Annotated in this window: 19 protein-coding genes; 2 read left to right on the forward strand and 17 right to left on the reverse strand. The window is 60.8% G+C overall.

Translation table 11 applies throughout. The features are described 5' to 3' along the window. Nucleotides 1–223: 223 nt before the first annotated feature. The 10 genes from FA04_RS35530 to FA04_RS34155 all read right to left on the reverse strand — a co-directional run bounded on the left by FA04_RS35530 (nt 224) and on the right by FA04_RS34155 (nt 11674). A complete protein-coding gene (locus FA04_RS35530; RefSeq protein ID WP_156553160.1) occupies nt 224–391 on the reverse strand; it encodes a hypothetical protein in 168 nt (55 codons plus the stop codon). 286 nt (nt 392–677) lie between these two features. Continuing rightward, a complete protein-coding gene (locus FA04_RS34115) occupies nt 678–986 on the reverse strand; it encodes a DUF736 domain-containing protein (protein WP_034796839.1) in 309 nt (102 codons plus the stop codon). Between the two features lie 852 nt (nt 987–1838). Then, on the reverse strand, nt 1839–2360 hold the full coding sequence (locus FA04_RS36650) for a DUF3991 and toprim domain-containing protein (protein ID WP_335669420.1): 522 nt from the start codon (nt 2358–2360) through the stop codon (nt 1839–1841). An 836-nt stretch (nt 2361–3196) separates the two neighbouring features. After that, nucleotides 3197–4450: a peptidase T gene (gene pepT, locus FA04_RS34125; RefSeq protein ID WP_051659362.1), complete on the reverse strand. Its 1254-nt coding sequence runs from the start codon at nt 4448–4450 to the stop codon at nt 3197–3199. 41 nt (nt 4451–4491) lie between these two features. Further along, nucleotides 4492–5727 carry a CapA family protein gene (locus FA04_RS34130; protein ID WP_034796836.1) on the reverse strand — a complete coding sequence of 412 codons (1236 nt, stop codon included), beginning with the start codon at nt 5725–5727 and terminating at the stop codon, nt 4492–4494. Between the two features lie 92 nt (nt 5728–5819). Continuing rightward, on the reverse strand, nt 5820–7550 hold the full coding sequence (locus FA04_RS34135) for an ATP-binding cassette domain-containing protein (RefSeq protein ID WP_051659361.1): 1731 nt from the start codon (nt 7548–7550) through the stop codon (nt 5820–5822). After that, nucleotides 7547–8422, reverse strand: coding sequence for an ABC transporter permease (locus FA04_RS34140; protein ID WP_034796832.1), 876 nt, complete (start codon nt 8420–8422; stop codon nt 7547–7549). The genes FA04_RS34135 and FA04_RS34140 overlap by 4 nt, the downstream gene beginning before the upstream one ends. A gap of 11 nt (nt 8423–8433) precedes the next feature. After that, nucleotides 8434–9411: an ABC transporter permease gene (locus tag FA04_RS34145; protein ID WP_051659360.1), complete on the reverse strand. Its 978-nt coding sequence runs from the start codon at nt 9409–9411 to the stop codon at nt 8434–8436. 6 nt (nt 9412–9417) lie between these two features. Then, nucleotides 9418–11022, reverse strand: coding sequence for an ABC transporter substrate-binding protein (locus tag FA04_RS34150; protein WP_034796831.1), 1605 nt, complete (start codon nt 11020–11022; stop codon nt 9418–9420). A gap of 133 nt (nt 11023–11155) precedes the next feature. After that, on the reverse strand, nt 11156–11674 hold the full coding sequence (locus FA04_RS34155; RefSeq protein ID WP_034796829.1) for a hypothetical protein: 519 nt from the start codon (nt 11672–11674) through the stop codon (nt 11156–11158). 124 nt (nt 11675–11798) lie between these two features. On the opposite strand from FA04_RS34155, the gene FA04_RS36290 reads away from it, so the two are divergent. After that, on the forward strand, nt 11799–12038 hold the full coding sequence (locus FA04_RS36290) for a helix-turn-helix domain-containing protein (protein ID WP_082936640.1): 240 nt from the start codon (nt 11799–11801) through the stop codon (nt 12036–12038). Between the two features lie 312 nt (nt 12039–12350). Here FA04_RS36290 and FA04_RS34160 read toward each other — a convergent pair whose 3' ends face one another. From FA04_RS34160 to FA04_RS34185, 6 genes are all read right to left on the reverse strand, one after another. Further along, nucleotides 12351–12641, reverse strand: coding sequence for a hypothetical protein (locus tag FA04_RS34160; RefSeq protein WP_090428530.1), 291 nt, complete (start codon nt 12639–12641; stop codon nt 12351–12353). A gap of 235 nt (nt 12642–12876) precedes the next feature. Beyond that, nucleotides 12877–13503 (reverse strand): GNAT family N-acetyltransferase, encoded by a 627-nt coding sequence (locus tag FA04_RS34165; protein ID WP_082936649.1) that lies wholly within the window; start codon nt 13501–13503, stop codon nt 12877–12879. 62 nt (nt 13504–13565) lie between these two features. Then, nucleotides 13566–14975 (reverse strand): hypothetical protein, encoded by a 1410-nt coding sequence (locus tag FA04_RS34170; protein ID WP_234798845.1) that lies wholly within the window; start codon nt 14973–14975, stop codon nt 13566–13568. A gap of 1 nt (nt 14976) precedes the next feature. Further along, nucleotides 14977–16044, reverse strand: coding sequence for a class I SAM-dependent methyltransferase (locus FA04_RS34175; protein ID WP_034796828.1), 1068 nt, complete (start codon nt 16042–16044; stop codon nt 14977–14979). Between the two features lie 167 nt (nt 16045–16211). Then, the gene (locus tag FA04_RS34180; RefSeq protein ID WP_051659359.1) at nt 16212–16970 is read right to left on the reverse strand and encodes a LuxR family transcriptional regulator; all 759 of its coding nucleotides are present in this window, start codon (nt 16968–16970) and stop codon (nt 16212–16214) included. Nucleotides 16971–17177: 207 nt separating this feature from the next. Beyond that, on the reverse strand, nt 17178–17489 hold the full coding sequence (locus FA04_RS34185) for a DUF736 domain-containing protein (protein WP_034796827.1): 312 nt from the start codon (nt 17487–17489) through the stop codon (nt 17178–17180). A 451-nt stretch (nt 17490–17940) separates the two neighbouring features. Here FA04_RS34185 and FA04_RS34190 point away from each other — a divergent pair, with 451 nt between their 5' ends. Then, nucleotides 17941–18144, forward strand: a complete 204-nt coding sequence (locus FA04_RS34190) for a hypothetical protein (protein ID WP_034796825.1) — start codon at nt 17941–17943, stop codon at nt 18142–18144. Between the two features lie 227 nt (nt 18145–18371). Here FA04_RS34190 and FA04_RS34195 read toward each other — a convergent pair whose 3' ends face one another. Then, nucleotides 18372–19223: a DUF932 domain-containing protein gene (locus FA04_RS34195; RefSeq protein ID WP_051659363.1), complete on the reverse strand. Its 852-nt coding sequence runs from the start codon at nt 19221–19223 to the stop codon at nt 18372–18374. Nucleotides 19224–19633: the final 410 nt, after the last annotated feature.

A 19633-nucleotide genomic window follows, 5' to 3' on the forward strand; every position in this document is an offset into this window, starting at 1 on the left:
CGTCGTGCGGAGGGCGGGAAAAGAGCAGCCGCAGGAGCCTCAACATAGAGGCCCGAAGGGGAGGCGGGACCGACTGCACCCCGCGCCTCGCACACGATCGACCGCGAGCCTGCCTGCGCAATAACGATCGGTGCGGAGGCCGTCAGCGTGATACCGACAGGTGTCCGCGCCTCCAACTTGAGAAAGATGGGCACGGTGTCAGTTGCATGCATAAAAGCCTCCGTCAGAACGGAGGCTCTGCGCTGACACGGCCCTCCTGTGCTGCCAGGGCGGGCTCGCGCCCGGCCTTGGCGAGTTCAAGTTCAGTCTCGATTTGCCGACGCTCGCCAGTGCAGACGGCGTTCCTGAGCTCGGCCAGCAGTTCTTCGATGTGTTGTTCGATCGTCATCATCGTCATCTCCAGATGTTTGAGAAAGATGACATCCGCGGTCGTGGGGAGAGGGCCGGGTCAAGGAGCGCCAAGCGCCCGTACCGCGGCGGGTGGGGGAGCCGAAATGCGCAAGCATTTTGGGGGAACCACCCGTCCTTGAGGCGGCCCTTTCACCACGTCAAAATGGGATGATCTGAGCAAATCCCAACCTCTCGTGTGGCAGCAAAAAGCCGGAAACCGGCTCGATGCCTGTTTCCGGCTTCAGACACGAGGCTTGGCCCCGCGTTGCGGCGGGGCTGGTCGCTCCTCAGTCCCGGTTCGGGCGGGACCAGATGAGTTGGTATCCGTCTTCGCCATCGATTTCCGTCAGCGTCGCGTAGATCGGAGCCGGAAAGCTCGGGTCGTCGAGTTTGACCGAGAGGTAGTCGCGGTCCTGCTCGGAGCGCTTCTGCCAGGCGGCGCCGAGTTCGACGGCGCCCGCAAAGATGCGGAACTGCGGGCCCTTGTCCGAGGGGTTCTCGATGCGGGCGATGCGTGCCTTGACGTTGAGGGCGAGGGTGCGGATCGAGCCGGTGAAGCCGCTTTCGTTGGCGGTGAAGGTGCCGATGGTAGCCATTGTCCTTTTCCTTTTTGCTTTCGGGCCGCACCATTGCGGCCTCGATGGCAGTCGCAAAGGCCGGGGATGATCGGACCGCACCCGCAAGGGCCGGAACACACGTGAAGGGCGGAACGGAGAAACTTTCTTGTTTCGCGAGGAATGGCGGTGATCCGGGGTCCCACTCAAGTGGGGTGGTCTCCGCCAGGGGATGAAAGTTTCGGAGAGCCGTTGCGGGAACAAGAGCGAGGCGAAGCCGTTCCCCGGGCAGACATGCCCCATCGAGACCGCGGATGGTGCCCCGGCGCTCAGGAAAAAGGATATGACTGTGGCGATCGACATCAGACGATCCCAAGCCGACGCCGCACCGGGTTTAACCTGACTGCCAGCACAACGGTCAAGACATGCTTCTCGCTTGCCCCTCCGCCAAGGGTCGGTTGCGAGACAAACTTAGTGCTAGAGTTACATCGCGCTTCGTCGCCCGGAGGAAAAAAGCGTCAGCAGACCAAGCCGTTCATCGTTGAGATGAAGCGGTCCCGAAAGCCGAAAACCGGAATTCACAAACCGTCGATCTGGGGGAAACTGGATCTGAGCGTGGCTGACAGCCTTATGGACCACCTGAAGCCGGTCGTGGAGCCGGCCACCGCCAAAAGCGGCGACCGGCCTTAATCATTCGCCTCCGACGCTACCAAGCCGCATCTCGCATTTCCGTCTCTTCTGGCTGAAGCCCGTGGAGAAACGCGGTCGCGCGCTGCGCGTGCGCCGGCGCTACCTCAGTCTCCACTTTGGTTTTTCATGACACCTTCTGGCTCGCCGGCATCCCGGCCAGCCTGGTCAAAGTCCGGCGCAGGGGCGAAGCCTCCGTTGATGCGGTCAGCGGGTATGCGGCACGTCTGCCTTGTTTTTCATTCTTTCCTTATCCTGCTGCAGCACATGATTCCAATCGTCGGCGGAGGGGCGAAGTCGATGCCATGCGCAACCGACGTCGTCAGCCAATGAGCGGAGCCGGCCGGCATAGGCGTCGCCTTGCGAATTGGCGTCTGTTGCCGCGACGAGTTGCGCGTCCGAGCCTGCCGCCAGCGCGCGCAAGGCGGCACTCGTCGCCGGCGCCCAGCCACCGCCAGTGCTAAGATAGAGGGTGCCCGCTCGCATCCCTTCGATGGCCGCCAGGCTCATGGCATCGATCGCCGCCTCGGTCACACAGAGGCGAGTGGCATTTGTGCAGCCAAGCCGGAACAAAACCTTGTTGCCGCCGGTCGCAAATCCACGCCATTCCGGCCCACGGGATTCCCATCCGCAAACCGCACCCAAATCGTCGGTATGTGCCGCCCACATGCTCCCCGACGGCCCTTCGCGCAGTAGACCTTGAGCGATCGCGGTGCGGATGATGGCCACAGGAAGGCACCGCTGCCAACGGAGATAACGCCATGTTGCGGAGCCCGGCCATGGTGATCTCCGGCCAGCCCAAGTTTCGGAGATGGACGTGAGGTCCGGAAGTCTACGACCTTCGTGCTCCCACATGGTAGGCGAAGGCTCCATGCCCGCAAGTGCAGCGACCCGAGCGCATGCTTCGAGGAAGGCACAGCGTTCCAAATGGACTACGAGACCGAAGACGTCGCCTTTCTCCTCACCCAGAGGATCGAACCATCCCTTTCCTGAGTGCGTGACAATGATGATTTCGCTGCCACGGCGATACTTCATTGCACGTTTTGTGCTCTCTTTAGGGTCGAGAGCGAAACCAGAGGTCTCCAGTGCCACCTCACAGCGCACTGTTTCCCGCAGTCGTTCAATGTCCCTTCGATTCATTTTTTCATTCGGTCGCGTCGCGACCGTCCTCTCATCCCGTTTCTTCCCGTGATTGTCGCGGGCCGATTTCAAACCGCCGCGAAGAGCAAAGGCCGCAAGGGCGCGCTCCGCAATTGTAGGATTCTACAATTGGAGACGTCAGCCGCGAGGAAGCCCCGCTTGCGGCCGCCGGCTCGCAACCGGCAGCCGGAACGGCGCAGGAATGAAGGAGGGGGCCTCAATGAGCCGCCCAGGGATGAAATTCATGGTGGAAGATCCGGACCCGGGCCAGGACGCCATCACAAACAAGCGGGATTGGCATGCTCCCAATTCTAAGGCACGCTGACCCAGCACGATCGTCAGCGTGCACTGTTATCGCGGCAATCACCGCCGCCGATGGTCAGAACGCTCAAACATCACCGACGGCCGATCATCGAATTAATGGCTTAATCGCTCACAGCGGCCGACCCAGCCTTCTCACCCGTCGCCGCCAACCGACAAATCCCCATTGCCACCGCGAACGACTGTTCAAACGCCGGGACCGGCAGAAACTCATAGCGCGAATGGAAGTTGTAGGCGCCGGTAAAGAAGTTCGGCGTCGGAATGCCACGCGCCGAGAGCACGGCGCCATCGGTGCCGCCGCGCATCGGGATCAGCTTCTTCTCGATCCCAAGTTCGTCCATGGCCGTGAAGAGAAGGGAGACCGCCCGATCGTCCTCTGCCAGGCTGGTGGCGATGTTCCGATAGGTCTCGGTGATCTGGTAGCGGACGTTACCACTGGGGTAACTTAACCGGATCCGCTCGGCCATTTCGGCGATCCACCGCTTGCGCTGATGGAACCCATCGGTATCGAAGTCGCGGATCAGGCAGGTGAGGGTCGCCTCGCTGTCATTGGCGACGAGATCCTTGAACCAGAAGAAGCCCTGGCGATCCGCGGTGTGTTCCGGCGTGTCGTTGCGGTCGAACTGGGCCATGAACTCGATCGCCATCGTCAGCGGATTGACGAGATTGCCCTTGGCCGACATCGGATGGGCACTGACACCGGTAAAGACGATCTCGGCAGACGCTGCATTGAAGGTCTCAAGCACCACTTCGCCCAGTTCGCAGCAGTCGATGGTGTAGGCGAAGTCGCAGGGAAAGCGAGTGAGATCGAGCGCCTTGGCGCCGCGCAATCCGATTTCTTCGTCGGGTACGAAGGCGACGTAGACATCGCCGTGCACTGTGTTATCGAGCCGTCCGAGCAACGTCATGATCACGGCGATCGCCGCCTTGTTGTCGGCGCCGAGCACACTGGTGCCATCACTGACGATGATGTCCTCGCCCTGCCAGCGGGCGATCTCCGGATGCTCGGCGACCCGCAGCCAGATGTCCTCCTCGGCGTTGAGGCAAAGGTCCTTGCCGTAAAAGCGCAGGATCTGCGGCCGGATAAACGGCGACAGGCCGACATCGACGGTGTCGAGATGGGCGATAAAGCCGATCGCCGGCGCCTCGGGGCGGTTGCCGCGTTTGAGACCGGTGGCGATCGCATGTCCGTCGACGAGGACATCTGCGAGGCCCAATGCCCGCATCTCGTCGGCGAGCAGGGCGGCCAATGCCGCTTGACCCGGCGACGACGGCAGCGTTTGCTCGCGGCCATTGCTTTGGCTTTCGATCGCGGCGTAGCGCAACAAACGGCTGATCAGTTCCTGGCGAACGTCCATGATGGTCCTCATGTGGGAGATGCGGGCAAGAGGTCGACCGGTCAGACCTGGATAAGGCCGACACCCTCCGAGAGCTGGATATCGGTGCCGAGTCCGGCCGATTGCTCTGCAAGCCGCGCCAGGATCCGCTGCGCACCGGCCCCGGTCGCAAGATGGGGCGCCAGGCGTCGCTCCAGCACGCCGTCCTCTAACGCTTGTTCGCCACCGATGACGACCGGATGCAGCCTAATCTCGACGAGACGGTTGTCAGCGTCGAAGGTCGGTGCCGCCACGACACTCTCCCAGACCTCCGGTGCCGTCCAGGTCGACTTCTCTGAACGCACATGGAAGATGAAGTTGCCGAGGCTGTAGAAGATCGGCCGGCCGCGATAGATCTCGATCGGCTGCAGCACCGGCGCACCGTGGCTGACAAAGAGCGACGCGCCCGCATCGATGCAGGCGCGGGCGACACCACTCACCCAGCCAGGCACCTGGTACCAGTCGGATGCCCAATGATGATGGTGCAGATAGGCGACCACCAGCGATCCGTCTTTCGCCGCCGCCGTGATGGCGCCAAGGTTCCTCTCAAGGTCCGCCGCATCGATGTTCACACTGCGGCCGCAGCGCTCCGACCGCCGGAACACGGCGCGGGCAATGGCGATTTCTTTCTCCGGGTCGAGGTTCGGACGATCGTCCGGCTGGCTGTCATTGGCGAGATCGATCGCGGTGTAGCCGACCTGGTCGCGAATGGCGGCCAAGTGTTCGAATGCCGGGCCATCGACCTCGATCCTCTGGGCAATGCCGAGCCGGTTGACGCCCGGGCGTGCCGGCCTCCCTTCCTTCCCATCAGCTGCATACATGAAGTCGGGACCGGGACCGCCGTCCATCGCAACGATGGCAACCGGCCGCCCGGATACCGTTGCACGGCTCGCTTGAGAGACCTCGCCCTGATCTCGACCGAGACCCGCATGCAGGAAGCCACGCTTTTCGACCTCCTCCAGCGTCGAAAGCACGCCCGACGGACCAAGGTCGAAGGCATGATTGTTCGACAGCGACAACGCGTCGAACCCGATACCCTGAAGGCAATCAAGCACGACTGGATCGCTGCAGCCGAAGAACGAGCCTTTCAGCGGCCAACCGCCGTGACGCCCAAGGATCGTGCCTTCGAAGTTGGTGAAAGCGAGATCGGCTTCGCAAAGCAGCGAGCGAACCTTGGTAAAAGCCGGGGCTCTGTTGTCGCGGATGTCGTATTTGATCAGCGACTGACCGGTCAGGGCAAAGGTGAAGCGTTCTTTCATGCGATAACTTTCCATGGCGATTGCGGCCAAGCCTTCGGAGATTGTGACGGGTGCCGCGGGCGGGGAGACCCGTCCTGGAAGGAGCGCGTCCCTCAGCATGTGAAGCGCTCGGGTCGGGCAGCAATCAGGCTGCGGGTATAGGCATTGTCGGAGTGCGAGAAGATGAAGTCCGAGGACCCAAAATCCTCGACCCGGCCGTTTTTGAAGATGTAGACGGCGCTGCACATCGTTTGCACGATCGCAAGGTCATGGGAGATGAACACCATCGTCATGTCCTCTCCGGCGATGGTTTCCTTCAGCAGCGTGACGATCTCGGCCTGCACCGAGACGTCGAGAGCCGAGGTCGGTTCGTCCGCGACGATGATCTGAGGTTTGGCGAGTAGCGCACGAGCGATGCAGACCCGCTGCTTTTGGCCACCGGAGAGCTGGTGCGGATGGCGCGACGAGAGGCTCCGGGCGAGACCGAGGCGATCCATCATCATAGCCGCCGTCTCGGCAATCGGTTTGTCTCTGGAGCCAGCCTCTGCGCCGAAGCGAATGCTTTCCTCGAGCGTCTCGCCAATGGTCATCCGCGGATTGAGCGAGACGGACGGGTCCTGGAAGATCATCTGCACCCGGCCAAGAAGACCGCTGCGCCGGCCGCTTGAGGCCGCCTCATAGCTTTGCTCACCGATCACAATCCGGCCGTGATGGGCGCTGTCGAGACCGGCGAGGATGCGGCCGAAGGTGGTCTTGCCGCTGCCGCTCTCGCCGACGATGCCGGTGATCGTGCCACGCGGCAGGCGGATGCCGACATCGCTGAGACCGAAGCTCGGCCGTTTGCGGCCAAGTCCCAAGCCAAGGCCCCATTGGAATCCCTGCGGAGAGAATTCTTTCGAGATGCCTTCGGCCACAAGCAGCGGGACCCCGGCATCATCGGGGGCGCCGGAACCGTCCGGACCATTCCTGTCTGCCACCTTGTCTTCAGCCGTCGCGACCTGTGCTGGGATGCGCAGTCGTGGAACGGCGGCAAGCAGCTTCTTCGTATAGTCATGGCGTGGCTGATCGAGGATGATGACTGTCGCATCCGCCTCGACGACCTGGCCCTTCTTCATGACCAGCACCCGGTCGGTGATCTCGGAGATCACGCCCATGTCGTGGGTGACGAGAATGACCGAAACACCGGTCTCATCGACGAGTGTTCTCAGCAATTGCAGCACCTGCTTTTGCACCGTCGCATCGAGTGCCGAGGTCGGCTCGTCGGCGATGATGATGTCGGGAGAACCGGCAAGGGCAATGGCGATGACGATGCGCTGTCGCTGGCCGCCGGAGAACTGGTGCGGGTAGTTGCCATAGCGCCGCTCCGGCTCGGGAATGCCGACACGGGCGAGCAGATCGATGGCCCGGGCGCGGGCCGCGCGTCTCGACAAGGAAGGGTCGACCGCAAGGCAGGTTTCCTGAACTTGCGCGCCGACGCTCATCAACGGATCGAGCGAAGCGGTGTGATCCTGGAAGATCGCTGAAATCCGTTTTCCGCGCAGCGCTTCCCGCTCGCCGGCCGTCATCGCGTTAAACGCCTTGCCGTCGAAGCTGATTGTTCCCGAGGTCTGCTGGAACTCCGGCGCAAGCAGTCCGAGGATGGCATTGCCGACGGTCGACTTGCCAGCCCCGGACTCACCGATGATCCCAAGGATCTCGCCGCGTCCAAGCGCGAAGCTGACGTCGCTGAGGATCGTCGTCGGGCCGGCCCTGGAGAGATGGCGAAGGCTAAGGTTCTCGACCCGCAACAATGGCGGCGACGGGGGCAGGGGGTGCGGAGGGATGTTCACATGTTCCACTGTCATCGCGTCTGGTTCCTTGGATCGAGACTGCGGCGAACGTCCTCGCCGACGAGATTGATGGAAGCGATCAGGCCGAAGAGGGCGAGCCCCGGAAACAGGCTGATCCAGTATTGGCCGGTCATCAGGTACTGGAAGCCGTTGGCAACGGCGGAGCCGAGCGAGGGTTTGTCGATCGGAACGCCCAAGCCAAGGAAGGACAGCGTCGCCTCCAGCGCCACCGCATGGCCGACCTCGATCGGGATCAGGGTGATGGCCGGTGCGATGCTGTTGGGCAGCAGGTGACGGAAGATGACCCTTGATGTCGGAAGCCGCATTAGCCGGGCCGCATCCATGTAGGGTTTCTTGACCTCGCTTAAGGCGACGCCACGGGCGATCCGCGCATAGGTCGCCCATTGCACGATGACCAGCGCCAGGATGATCCGGTCGACGCCCGGACCGAGCGTGACGATGGCAATCAGCGCAATCAGGATGGTCGGCAGGCTGAGCTGCAGGTCGACGAGGCGCATGATGACGACATCGACCCATTTGCCGAAGTAGGCGGCACTGACCCCGGCGGTGAGCCCGATCAGGGCGGCAAGTGCTGAACTGACGATCGACACCACCAGGCTGATGCGCAGGCCATAAAGAATGGTACTGACGATATCGCGGCCGAGGCCGTCGGTTCCAAACAGGTAGAGATAACCGCCGCTTCCGAGTGTGCCGGGCGGCGACGACGCCTCCCAGCCGAAGATCTGCAAGGGATCATAAGGGTTCTGCGGTGCGATCAGCGGCGCGGCAAGGGCAACCAGCACGTAGCTGGCGAGCAGGATTTTGGACAGGGTGAGCACCGGTCCGCGTCGGGGCTTTTTTAATGCGCTCAGGATTTGGGCTTTCATGACGGTCCACCTTATGAAGACAGGCGCACGCGCGGATCGAGCACGGCGTAGAAGAGATCGACGAGGGCGTTGAGCCCGACGAAGGCGACGGCGATGAAGGTGAGGGTCGCCATCACCACCGGCCGATCGAGCAACTGGATGGAGTCGATCAGAAGCTTGCCGACGCCCGGCCACGAGAAGATCGATTCCACCACCACGGCAAAGGCGAGCATGCCGCCGAACTGCAGGCCGATGATCGTCACGATCGGAACGCTGATGTTCGGTAGCGTGTGGCGCATGAGGATCCGTCGTGACGACAGCCCTTTGGCACGGCAAAACCGCGTAAAGTCCTGGCTTTCGACCTCGATCGTGCCGGAGCGCGACAGACGCGCGATCAACGCGATGTTCGGAATGGCGAGTGCCAGCGCCGGCAGCACCAGGTGCCAGAGCCCGTTGGCGGTCATCCAACTCCAGTCCTCACCGAGGACACGCTCGGTCGCACCGCGTCCACCGGAGGGAAACCAGCCGGTGAGGATGGCGCCGACGAGGATCAGCATCATCGCCAGCCAGAAAGACGGGATGCTGAGCGCCGAGACGCTGCCGTTCAGCAGGGTCCGGTCAAACAGCGAGCCCACGCGCCGGCCGGCAAGAAGTCCGAGCCCGGTTCCAAGCGGTGCCGCGATCAGCATGGCGATAAAGGCAAGTTCCAGCGTTGCCGGCAGTTTGCTCATCACCAGCGTGAAGGCCGGCTGATGATAGATGTAGGAGGTGCCGAAGTTGCCGCTCACGACATTGCTGATGAAGACGAGGTACTGGCGCCAGATTGGCTGATCGAGGCCAAGCGCAATGGTGGCCGCCTGAATGTCCTCAGGCGTGGCGGTTTCGATGTTGACGACGTTGAAGACCGGATTGCCGACGCTGTGGATGCCGATAAAGCCGATCAGCGACATGGCGATGAGAAGCAGGAAGGCCTGTGACAGCCTTCCAAAAACAATCGAGATCATATCCATCCGCCTCTACTCCGTCGCGGCAATCGTCTGCATCGCCGTCGTCCAGCCGCGCGGATGCATGACGTAGGAGCCGATGCGCGGGCCGTAACCGACGATGTGGTGGAAGTGGTAAAGCGGGATGATCGGCTGGTCGGCCATCACCAGCTCAGTTGCCGAAGCCAATGCCGCATCGCGCTCCGGTCCGACGGCAATGCTCTCCGCCTTGGCCAGCATCTCGTCGAAGGCGACGTTCTGATACTTGCCGAAGTTCAACGCACCGGTTCCGCGCTCCTTGTTCGGCGAAGCGAGCAGGGCGCGAAGGATGATGTCGACAGCCTCGCCGGAGGTGCCGCCATACCAGACGGCATAGTCGCCGGCAGCGCGCTTGGTGTTGAACACCGAGAACGGCGCTGTCGAGGGCTGGGCGTTCACACCTATCCGGGCCCAGCTCTGGGCGATTGCCTGCAGGCTCTCGGCGTCGCCCGGATAACGCCCGGCCGGACCGGCAAGAACCAGATTGAACCCGTCAGGATATCCGGCCCTGGCGAGCAGCGCCTTTGCCGCTTCGTAGTCAGGCGCCTCAGGCAGAAGCTTGGCCGACGTGCCCGGCAGGCCGGTCGGAAACACCTGCGAGGCGGCGGTCCCATAGCCGGCAAGGATCTTGTCTGCGAGAATGCCGCGGTCGGTTGCAAGCGCCAGTGCACGCCGCACCTGCGGGTCCTTGAACGGGTTGGCGATCGGTTCTCCCGATTTGTCCGTCACACCGGGAAGGGTGTCGCGGTCAACATCGAACTGCACGAAGTTGATGCGGGCGGCACCGACGCTGGCAATCCAGGCGCCGCGCTGCTTCAGACCATCGACATCACGGGCGGGAATGGCGTCAGCGACGTCGACCTCGCCGGTGCTAAGGGCTGCCACGCGGGCGGCCGGGTTCTCGATCACGCGGAAGCCGACCGTCAGCCAGGCGGGCTTGCCGCCCCAGTAGCCATCGTTGCGCACCAGCCTGAGGCTCTCGCCGGAGCTCCAGCTTTCGAACTTGTAGGGTCCGGTCCCAACAGGTGCAGCACCGGAATTGAGCGCTTCGGTGGTCTCAAAGCCCTCCGCCGGCTTGTTCATCATGAAGATCGAGGAGAAGGTGAGCGGCAGGGTAGGGGCGGCACCGCTGGTCTCGATGACCACCGTCAGCGGATCGGTCGCAGAAACCGCCTTGATGCCGCTGACAGAGGAGCGAAACCCGCCGCTCGGGGGCTTCAGGAAATCCCGGATCCGCTCGATCGAATAGACGACATCCTCGGCATCGAAGACCGCGCCACCATGGAATCGCACCCCGTCGCGCAGCTTGAACTCCCACTGGGTAGGGGAAAGCGCGCGCCAGGAGATGGCAAGCCCGGGCTTCAGCTCGAGACCCTCGTCCTGATAGACGAGCCGCTCATAGATATGAGAGAGCAGCGAGGTATTCTCGTTGAGATTGGCGTAATGCGGATCGAGCGTCATCAGCTTGTAGGACGTGGCGATGCGCAGATCACCCGGCTCTTGGGCCACGGCTGGCGTCGAGATCAACGACGCACCGAGCGAGACGGACACGAGAAACGCCGACAGCAGGCATGGGCGAAAAGGTCTTCCCAGTTTCATGTGCAGTTCCTTGTTGTTTTTTGACAGAGTCAGGGGCTCGCGCCGAAGGGGCTTCTGCGCGGGGTCATTCGGAGATTGCTCTAAGTCCCGGCGGCGGGCTGTCAGCGCGCCGCTTACGATGCGGCGAACACTTTCAACCGCTGAGGCGCGGCGAGGGATCAGCTGACGTATCGATTTTCAGCAAATCAGCCAGCACCGTACGGATTTGCGGCCATGGTTCGTCGGAACAGATGAGGGAAGGCTGGTTACGCGTCACAATCGCGTCGAGTTTGGCCGCAACACCGGCGATTGACGGCGCTGGCGTCAGCCACAACGCTTGTGCGGCCAGTTCCTCTGCCAACGCTGCACGGTCCTCAACCTCGAGAGCCTCGTTGTAAGCACGTGACCCGTCGTGGTCGCTTGAGGATGACAGGCCAGCCGAAAAAAGGGAGGTTTCGAGGTGTTGCAGTTGCGCCGTCGATTCGCTCAGACGGTCCCAGGTGGCACGCCAAAGATGCCAAGCCGCCAGCGCGTGATCCTGGTTGCCCGCTTCAAAATCCGAATTCTCAGGAGCGGAACGAGCCTGATGTGTGGGTAAGCACGCCGCAACCAGGGAATGAAGATCTCCTCGGGTGACGGTAGACAAAGTTCTGCTATTGTCGGAATCAGCCATGATCCGAGCTCCCTACAGCTTGGTTGTGGTCAGGCTGTGCGTGGTGTTGCAAGCACCGAGCACAGCCGCATGAACCTTTAAGTGCCACATGAACCAAAAAAGTTCAACTGAGAAATTGAAATTTATGAGTGTAATAACGGGAGCTCAGATTCGCGCTGCAAGAGCGCTTGTACGTTGGACGGCTGAGGAGCTGGCAAATGCAGCAAGCGTCGGGCTCTCCACGATCCGACGAGCTGAGGCGGAAGATGGGCCACCAACAATTACGCCAGCGAACCTGAAGTTGATCCGGATTGCTCTGGAATCCGCCGGCGTAGAGTTTATCCCCGACCACGGCGATGGAGCAGGGATTCGATTAAAGAAGTAGCCATCGAAACTCAGCTTCCTTGTCCACCCACGCGTGAGGGGACGATGAATTTTCGCAGGCTCTGTCATCTATGCGCGGTCTGTGAAGTCGAACGTTCAGACGCCGGGTCTCTTCTTGCTCATGCAATAGGAAACCTTTTCTTGATTAAAGTGTCCTGTCCACGACTTGTACCGCAACGCCGACTAGGAGCGCCGCGAGCGTAACCGCGGCACTGAAACGCGCCAACTTCATGCGACGCCCTCGCGCGCCAGACCAATCATATCCCACCCGGTCACCTCCCTGCGACGTGCGGTAGACTAACTCTGCCCCCGCTCATTCCCTTTCAACGAGAATGATGCGTAGCGCCCGAATGGCGTCCGCTGCGTCGATCAGGGTATCCTTGATGTCCTCGATGGATAAATCTCTGACGCGGGCAGATGCGATACCCAAATTGATCACAACATCGTTTGTGCGCCTGTTGCCCGCAACGCCGGCTTGCTCGCGCATACCACGGATCGTAGCGACCGATCGATCGAGGAGCCGGCTCACTTCGGAGGGCGTTAGCTTCTCGACCTCATTGGCAGCTCTGATCAGTTCGGAAACAAATGCGGTTGTTTGAAAAATGGGAACCCGAGAATTCATAAGCAATGCATCCAACATGCGGATCTGTCTCGCACGTCGGTTTTTCCTTTTTCAGCATCACGAGGCAGTGGGAGCCTTCTGATCTCGCACGATCCCCCACCTCGGCTGGTCTTTTGCGACGTTGTTTGCGGTCAAAAAGAAGCCCCGCCTTTTGAGGCGAGGCGAGGATCGCATCCATATGGCTCGATGGACGCGCTGTAGCGACTATTAGGAGAAGCTACCGAACGGACGAAGGGAAGGTCTGTTTCTGCGATTCCGGTACGGTTCGGATAAAAATCTCGCCGGGACCAAACGGCGGCGCCAACCGCAGAACCATAATCAACTCATCGTGCTTGCTACCATGGCCGATAAAGCCGTCGGGAACGCGGCCAACCGCCATGAAACCCTGGCGCTCATAGAAGCGGATTGCCTCCGAATTCTCCGCGTTCACCGCAAGCTCGAGCTGAAGAATTCCGTGAGCCTGCGCGTGATCTGCCACCTCTCGCAAGAGATTTGCCGCAACCCCGCTACCGCGCTTGCACTTTCGAACATAGACGCTGACAAGCTTCGCGCGGTGGGCCATTTTCCGCGCATTCTCAAACCTCAGCCCCATCATGCCCACAGGTTGTCCATCCAGAAACGCGACAAACACGGGCTGGTTTAGATGTTGACGCCATTGACGATCGGAGAGATTGGCCCAGTCTCCAAAAACACTGGCGTAGGAGAAAGGCTCATGCGAAAGCGCCTCCAGGCGCAGGCGCCGAAACACATCCACGTCCTTGACGCACAGGCGTCTGACGACCAATCCGTTTTCAATCGGCACATTGGCCTCCTTAAAATCACCGGTTCGTCGTGACATGCTCATGCATGTGTCTCTCTGAACGATAAACCTGGTCTCGGCGACCAGCCTCCCGCATCCCTCTGCTTTTATAGACCCGACCACTGCCATTCGGTGGATGCCGAGTTGATGATCCCACGTTCCGTATTCGCCAACAGGTCTGCCCAGAGCGGGTCGCTCGTGAAACTCGCGAGATCACCGGCCGTCTGGACTAAGGGCATCTTCCGGTATCGCGAAAGAAGTGCCGCCGCACTATCCAAAAGCCGGATCTTGCCCAACGGGTCAGCGCCATCCGGTTTCAAGACGCGGTGTCCCCAAACTCCCGGCAGACGATCGCGACGCATGTCTTCCCAAAGTTCCAACTCGCCCGATCGCGCAACCGCTTTGGCGGCAAGGTAGCGCATGAGTGGGTAGTAAATGACCTGGCGACATCCACCGAGAACGCGCACGCCGGGCATGATGGAAGTCACCAGGAACACCATGAAGAGACTTGGCACCAGCACGCGGTGCCGAAGCGCCGCCACGAGACTTTCCGGTCGGAACTGCACTTCGAAGTCCGGCCGGTTTTTCGTTGCCAGCACGTTGTCCCGGAGACGAAGGGGAACAATTCTGCCTTTGTCAGTACCCCAGAAGAAATCTGTTGTTCGGCGGAGCCATCCCTTCCAGGGGCCAGAGTTCAGTTGATCGATCGTGTCCAGGACACTCTCGGCAACCGCACGATTTCTGATAAAGCCTGCCGACAGCCACGATGCGGGGTCTTCGAGGTGATCTGCAACCAGGTCTGCTATGTCGAGATCGTCAAGCTGAAGCAGCTTGACGGAAGAAGACAGCTTGCGGCGCCACAACATCTGATTGGCGTCCCTGATAGCGTCGGCAGCAGAAGCAAATTCACCTGAAGGAAGCTCGGAGAGGAGGTGAGCGGCGGCGGCGTTCGGCACCGATTGGCCGTGAGCGTTCGACAGCGCAAATCGGTATGGTCCGCTCAAACCGCAGACGCTGGATGAATCCATCCGCCTTCGCGGCAATCCGAAGACATTGAGCGCTTCACCCTCGAGCCAGAGCCAGCCGGGGCCCTTCTTTGCCTTTTCCGCGAAACTGACCGTCGAGGCATGATAGGTGATGTACCACTCAAGCCGGTGCGCTTCGAGACCCATCAGGCTGAACAAATGCGTATAGAGCGCGACGGGTTCCGGCAGCAACAAGCAGTGCGGACCCGTCTGAAGAACCGGCGCGGACATCAACTGGTGGCTAGCCCTTCGGGCTTCCTCGTCCGCGAAACCGGATCTGCGCGCCGCCCGCTCGACGCATCGGCACAACAGTTCCATGGCATGGAGGCGTACCGAACACGCTGCCTGACCCTTGACGGCATCGAAGACTGTCGCCGCGTATTCCTCCAGTGGACGTTCCCAGCATGGGGCCATAGACGGCATGAGATGGGTCATGGCATGGCGCACGTCGCCAGCGCTGCAAAGTTTTCCGTCGGCAAGAGAAGCGGCCATTTCAGAAGGCCTGCCGCCTCGGCGCGAGTGGCGCCATGGTGTTCGCGCAGCGCCAGCTGAGCTCAGGCGCCAACGGTTCAGCTTCCGTATCGACGAGTATGACCGGCAAACGCTCGTAACAGTAGCCCGGCGGGATCGCCGGCTTCAGCATCAAGGAAACCAGCTCTAACGTGGCGGTGCGCGAATTGGACGACACGATTGTGTAGAAATTCCCGCTGTTCCAAGTTACCACCGAATAGCGAAAAAAGGTCCCGAGAGCAGCTGCCGTCGTCGCCAGATCAACCTGAAGACCCGTCATCGTGTTGAGAACTTCATCCTTCTTCTTGGAGATGTCGCCGGCCGAGAAGTAGCGAGTTTTGAAGAGCTCGTCCTTTTGGCGTTCTCGTTCCTCGTAGGTGTCAGGGTCCTCATGCGCGAGCTTCTGGACCTGCACGAGGATGCCGCCCGGGCGAATGCGGGGAACGACGAAGTCCAACTGCTTTATCCGGTCACGGTCGTACATCTGGAAAGTCGTGTCCTCCAAGAGCACGTCGAATCCGGCCTGAAAAGGAAAAAGCTCTGGATCTGAGAGGTATCTGTCGTTGGTAAGATCAAAGAATGGACCATGGAAGAAGTGCGCATGGTCGCTTCCCCGCTTTGCAACGAATGACACCCGATTGGCGGCAGTAGGACTGCAGCAGAGAGCTTCGATCCGCCCATTGCCGAGCGTTGCAAGTGCGCGCGCAAGGCATCCGGTTCCTGTCCCAAGCGTGTATATTGTCGCCGGCGAAGCGCTTCGGCTCCAGGCCCGCAAGGCAAAGGCGAGGATCGCCGCTCCCACGCGAGCTTCCTCCTCAAGCCGATAGGGAATGCTGGCGAAGTAGTGGCTATCGAAGTGCCCCCAAAGACGCCGGTGCGTATCCGAAAAGACCGCAGCCTCCAGGTCAAAGTCGAGGAGGCTCAGATCAATTTTTGGTTGAGCAAGGTCCGGAGCTCCGGACTCACCGCGTGCGGTTCTTTCAAAGAACCTTGCAAACGCCGTTAGCCTGGGCGCACTGCGCCAGTGATCAATCGTTGTCCGATCCACCATGACCATCTCCCGTTACAGCGGTCGGTGCAAGTCGACCTTAGTCGGTCAGCACCGCAACCGCAGGTAAGTTCTGGTGCATTTGTGAACCCGACCGAGGGGATAGCCAATCTACCGAAATCGGTAGGCCAGATTGGCGAAAATTGCGGCGCTTGGGCAGGTTGGATCGTTCAGAACCTAATCAACTCGAGGAAGCTTGCCCGGGCAACAGCCTGATAGCTGGTCACAGCGCCTAGTTTCAGCCTCGCGGAGCGAAGGTACAATTTGACGGAATTCTCAGAGATTCCGAGATCCGCAGCTATCTGTTTGGAGATCCGACCCATCGCGAGCAGCCGCAGACACTGGCTCTCGCGCCCGGATAGTTTTCGAATGCGGTCGAACTTGCGATAGCCTACAACCTCAAACACCGTCTCATGGAGATAGTGAGATAGAATTTGCAGTTCGTGGATGCTTGAATCGCGTAGTCGCGACCATTCTCGCCTAGGGAGCCTGGAAGTCACTGAGAAGAGACTACGTTCGCCATTCGAGCCTCGAACTGGAACCGTCAACCCTTGTGAGCCGATCCCATAGCACCGCGCCTCCTGAAACAATCGGCGGGCCCGACCTGAACGCCGGTCAAGGGACGACCAATCTACCGGAAGAAGCCCCCACCGCATGACGTCGATCACCGGGTCTATGTCGAGATAGCCGTTATCAATATATCTCGCCGCCCACGTATCTGGATAGGTCGTGGCGTAATAGGGGTAGGCACTCGAGCCGCCTGCGGCACGGACCACCAGAAACGTCATGTGCGCCACATTGTATTGCACGCAAAGTTCGCGAAGTGCGGGGTGGAGGTCCTCACGGTGGTTCACCGTCCGCAGCGTTCTCAAGCAAGAAGACAATCTGCGGTGGTCGAATAGGGGAGAAAGACTTCGTCTGCCGGTCATTTCATGCTGCGCTTCAGATCGGAAATCTGGATCATAGCGGTCGTATTTCGACCGCAAAATTGCAGGATTCACCAATGGACCAAACGACGCCAGGAAGCAGCGCGCGTTCCTGATTTCGGCCCGCTTGGCTTAATCAGTGTTCGATGGTCATTGTCGGCTCCCGGCGTTGAAAGAGAGGCCCGGCCTGGCGGCGGGGCCTGCTGCTTGTTAGTCCCGGTTAGGACGCGACCAGATCAGCTGGTAGCCATCTTCACCTTCGACTGCCGCAAGTGTTGCGTAGATCGGAGCAGGAAAGCTTGGATCATCGAGCTTGACCGAGAGGTAGTCTTTACCGGTCTGCTCGGAGCTCTTCTGCCAGGCCGCCCCGAACTCGACGTTGCCGGCATAGATGCGGAAGTGGGGGCCCTTGTCGGAAGGAGATTCGATCCGGGCGATGCGAGCCTTGACGTTGAGGGCCAGGGTGCGGATCGAGCCGTTGAAGCCATTTTCAGTGGAGGTGAAAGTGCCGATGGTAGCCATGTCGAAGTTCCTTTCCGTTGTTTCGGGCCGCGCCCTTCGCGGCCTCGATGGCTGTCGAAAGGACCGGGGACGATCGGACCGCACCCATTGGGCCGCAATGAAATGGAGGACGGCAAGGGACACTTTTGTTGGCTGGCGGGGAATGGCGGCCTGAGCCGCCAGGGGCAAGAAAAGTGGGCCTGCCGTTGCGGGCGGACGATCGAGGCGTCAGCCGTTTTCCGGTCAGACACGCCCCATCGAGCCCGCGTAGGGAGCGGCCTGAGGCACGGAAGAAACATCTCCATGGCAATGAAGCGGGCCAGCACCGATCAAAACGTTCGGCGGTCGTCCACTGCCGGCGAATGGCGCCGGAACCGACTTTCGCCGTTACTGTCTCCATCCTCGATCAAGGCACAGCTGCCAATCCCGTCGCGCGAATTCGTTTGATCGCGACCCGCCCAGTGGAGGAGACATGCGCCAGCAGACAAGACCGTTCGTCGTTGAAATCAAGCCGTCCAGAAAACCGCAGAACACGGCGCAAAAGGCTTCGATCTGGGGAAAGATGGACCTGCGCGTGACCGACGAACCCATTGCAGCCAATTCGGCAGAACAGGGCCCGTCCGCGGCCACCGATGTCGTCGCTCAACGTCGGAGCGAGCGCCCTTCAGTTGCCTGATGGATGCCCTGGCGCTGTCCCAATCCAAAATTGCTGAACATCCAGCGTTCGACCGACCAGGCAAACTGTCCAGGTCGACGCGAGCGTCCTTCGCGCTGGCGTCAGCGCTGGCGTCCTCCGGGTGGGCAGGGGAGTTTGAGGGGCGGGGCTTTGGGGCGCCCCTCAAGGCACGCGATCTCCTCGCGTCGATGGATACCGGACGCGAGGAAATCGATCGGCCGAGAAGGTCAGCGGCGGAGCAATGCGGCCATTCTCTCACCAATGAGCCAAAGAGCCTTGTTGAGCTTGATGTCCTGATCGATGCCGTTAATCGGTCGAGACGTCGATCGGCGCGCTCTGCCGAATTCATCACGCCTTACAGCACGCAATCCACCTTTAACGCTGTTCTCCTGAACGACATTCCACACGGTCCAAAGGTCTTCTGCCCGGTCCTCGATGCGGCGTGGCACCAGCAATTGCTCCGGTTTGATCGGGTTTGTCACCGACCCTTCGGCGTCGCCAAAACGAACGAGATGTGCAGCCTCGGCCAGGACTTCCCTTGCCTCACGCCCCACTCTTAAGCCCGACCAGTCCTGCGGCGCCGCCAGAGTGCGCTCCGCCTCCCCAAGGACGCGATAGGTGCCCTCGATCACCTTGCCTTGAACATCACCGGAGTGTCGGACTTTGATCGCGTCGATAGTTCCCGTTTGCGCAACGAGCGAGTTGAGGCAGCACACGCGGAAAAGCCCTGCGAGCAATTCGTATGCACTCGTTCCGTCATTTGCATTCTTGAGCAGGATTTCGCAGACGGTATCGCCGACGTGATAGATATTGCCATCATCGAGACGGCGAAGCCGGATGAGGTGCTTTGTAAAATTCGCCTTTCCTTCGGTGCGGCTAACCGATTGGCGCGCTCCGACCGGCATGAACCCCTCCTTTGCGAGACCGCGCAAAATCTCGATTGTCGGGATCGGCTTGAAGCGCTCGGAGCGGCTCTCGTGCGCTGAGGTGGCAAATATCGAAGGTGCAAAGCCACGCATCTCGTCCTCGGTGAGAGCTCGACCGGTGTCAAATCGGGCAGTTTTGGCGTAAATGCTCATTGTCATTTCTCCTTTTCCCTTGGACCGCGAAGCAGGGCCGCGTCCTGCTTCCCGGGGCCGCGCGAGCGGTGGGGACGGAGGGGAAAACAGTCTTTGCGGGGAACCGCCTGCACGAAAGCGCAAGCGAAGGAAGGTGGGCGAAAGACTGTTTAGGGGAGAGAAGGGGCAAAGACCCTCGGCCCCCTCGACCGATCGGGGTCGATCGGTCAACCAACAATGAAGCGTATCGGAGCTTTCAGCATAGCGCCGCTTCAGCGGGAAAGCGGGAATTCGCGTCACGCGAAGGGCGGGAAAAGGGCCGCCGCAGGAGCTTTAACATAGTGGCCCGAAGGGAAAGCGGGACCGACTGCCCCCGACCGTAGCGTTCCACCAATCGGGCACGTGAAGCCCTCGCGTTGGCAGCGCACTCT

The sequence above is a fragment of the Ensifer adhaerens genome, from assembly GCF_000697965.2.
Taxonomy (GTDB): domain Bacteria; phylum Pseudomonadota; class Alphaproteobacteria; order Rhizobiales; family Rhizobiaceae; genus Ensifer; species Ensifer adhaerens.